Source organism: Planomonospora algeriensis (assembly GCF_977012225.1).
Genome location: NZ_CDRNDK010000692.1, coordinates 1 through 2,461, shown reverse-complemented (window position 1 = coordinate 2,461; position 2,461 = coordinate 1). Strand labels below are relative to the sequence as shown.

The window sequence follows — 2,461 nt, the reverse complement described above, 5'->3', positions numbered from 1 at the left end:
GTCGGGCGTCCCGGGCCGGCAGGGACCGCAGGCCTATAGGGGCCGCGAGGCGCCCCGGACCGTACGGTGGCCGCGGGGCGTCCCGGGCCGGCAGGGCAAGGAGACCGCGGGCCGCGCGGTGGCCGGGGGACGGCCACCGCGCGGTCAGGTGATCTCGAGCATCCGCTCCCGGACCGCGTAGACCACCGCTTCCATCCGGGAGTGCAGCTGGAGCTTGTCCAGGATGTTGCGGACGTGGTTCTTCACGGTGTTCTCGGAGATGAACAGCTGCTTGGCGATCTCGCGGTTGTTCATCCCCTTGGCCACCAGGCGGAGCACCTCCATCTCCCGGTCGGTCAGCCGGGGGACGGGGAGCTGGGGGGGCCGCTCGGCCTCCTTCCGGCTCATGGTCGCGAACTCGTTGATGAGCTTCGTGGCCATCGCCGGGTTGATGAGCGACTGGCCCTCATGGACGCCGCGCACCACCTCGGGGACCTCGTCGAGCTGGACGTTCTTCAGCAGGTAGCCGGTGGCCCCCGCCTTGATCGCCTCGAAGAGGTCCTCCTCCTCGTCGCTCACGGTCAGCATGATGATCCGGATGCTCGGAGCGGAGGCCTTGATCTCGCGGGTGGCCTCGATGCCGCTCCGCCGGGGCATCCGGACGTCCATGAGCACGACGTCAGGGGTGAGCCGGTCGGCGAGCTCGACCGCCTCCTGACCGTCGCTCGCCTCGCCGACCACCTCGATGTCCGCCTCCGCGGCCAGCGCCATCTCCAGGCTGCGGCGGATCAGCGCGTGATCGTCGACGATCAGCACGCGGATCGGGTCGCCGCGCTCGGCAGCGCGGGCCGCCTCGTCGGGTTCCGTCACGCCTCCTCCTCGGGGGGCCAGAGCCGTTGGACCGCCATGATTACACGGGTTCAGGGTCCTCGGGTTGGTCGGAGAGGATCTTCGAACGCCGCGGTCAGGGCTCCACGAGCCGCAACACGCCGTAGTTGTAGCCCTTGCGCAGATAGACGACGCTGGGCAGGCCGCTCTCCTTGTCGCGGAACAGGTAGAAGTCGTGGCCCACCAGCTCCATCTCCAGCAGGGCCTGGTCGATGGTCATCGGGTCGGCCTTGTGGAACTTCTCCCGGACCACCAGGGGGCCGTCGCCCTCCATCTCGATCGGGACGATGGTCTTGTCCTCGAGGGCCTCGCCACCGGCCTCCGGCTCCTCCTCGGCCGTCCGCAGCCGGATCCCGGCGCCGTCGGCCTCGAAGGACTGGGCGACCGCCGAGGCGGTCAGCTCGGCGACCGACGTGCCGTGGTGCACCTTGCGCCGGTCGGCCAGGCGCCGGAGCCTGCCCTCCAGCTTGCCGAGGGCGATGTCGAGGGCGGAGAAGCGGTCCTCGGCCGAGGCCTCCGCCCGGACCGCGGGACCGCGGGAGTGGATGGTGAGCTCGACACGCTCGCGCTGGTCCGCCATGCGCGGGTTGCGCTCCTTGGACACCTCCACGTCGACGCGGATGAGTTTTTGGTCCAGACGCTCGATCCTGGCCAGCTTGGTCGTCACATGGTCGCGGAATCGGTCACTCACTCCGGTGTGCCGACCCTTGACGATGATGTCCATGCACAGCCCCCCTTCGGCTCTCGACTGTGGTACTGCTGCGGCACCCGCCCGGCCGACCTGGTCTTCGTCCCCACATCCGCCTGCTGAGGGTCTCGCAGCTCTTTGCCACTACTGCCCTTCTCTTCTGGCGAGGAACATCTGGTTCCTCGGGAAGGCAGGACTTACCTCTAAGCCGCACCGTGATCGGTCGACAAAAAGTCGCCTTACGTGGACCGTTTCGCCTGCGGCTGGCATCGGCTAGCCGGACCGGCCCCCTTGCGGGAGTCGGCCCGACGCAACCACGGACCCGGGCGGGTGCCATGTCTTGACGCTATCCGTATCGGGACCGAATGTCAGCCTGGCGACCGGCCCGAGGATCACTTTGGGTGATTTCCCGAGGGGTTCGGGGCGCCGGGGATGACCGCTTCCGCAGCGCGCCATCCCTTATGTGAAGCCTTCTCATGTCCTCCGCGGGGGACCGGAGCTGCGATTGGGACACAGAGGCGGGGTCGGCGGACGGGACCGATACTTGACCCGCCTTTTACCGTGCGTGATCGTCGCGCGCTCGCGTCCGTCGGCGTGTCGCCGCCACCGTGACGGCGACCCCCGGCTCGGCGCCCGCCGCGCGGAGCGTCCGCGCGGCCTCCGCGAGCGTCGCGCCGGTCGTGACGACGTCGTCGACGAGCACGATCACCCTCCCGCCCTCCAGAAGGGCCGCCGGGGACCCGTTCGCCCCGGGTGCGAGGCGGAACGCCGAGGAGAGGTTCTCGGCTCTCTGGAGCGCGTTCAGCCCCGACTGGTCGGCGACCCGGCGGCGCTGGGCGAGCACCTGCGCCGTGGTCGCGGGCCAGCCGGCGGCCGCAGGTAGCCGGCCGCGAGCACGGCCAGCCG

At 70.1% G+C, this 2,461-nt stretch carries 3 protein-coding genes; all 3 read right to left on the bottom strand.

Features of this window, described 5'->3' with window-relative positions; genetic code table 11:
* Positions 1-144: 144 nt before the first annotated feature.
* Positions 145-849 carry a response regulator gene (locus ACWJ6R_RS34605; RefSeq protein WP_189235314.1) on the bottom strand — a complete coding sequence of 235 codons (705 nt, stop codon included), beginning with the start codon at positions 847-849 and terminating at the stop codon, positions 145-147.
* Between the two features lie 94 nt (positions 850-943).
* Positions 944-1,591, bottom strand: a complete 648-nt coding sequence (gene hpf, locus ACWJ6R_RS34600) for a ribosome hibernation-promoting factor, HPF/YfiA family (protein ID WP_449066251.1) — start codon at positions 1,589-1,591, stop codon at positions 944-946.
* Between the two features lie 520 nt (positions 1,592-2,111).
* Positions 2,112-2,461, bottom strand: a 350-nt coding sequence (locus ACWJ6R_RS34595; RefSeq protein ID WP_449066250.1) for a ComF family protein, incomplete at its 5' end; no start/stop codon positions are given.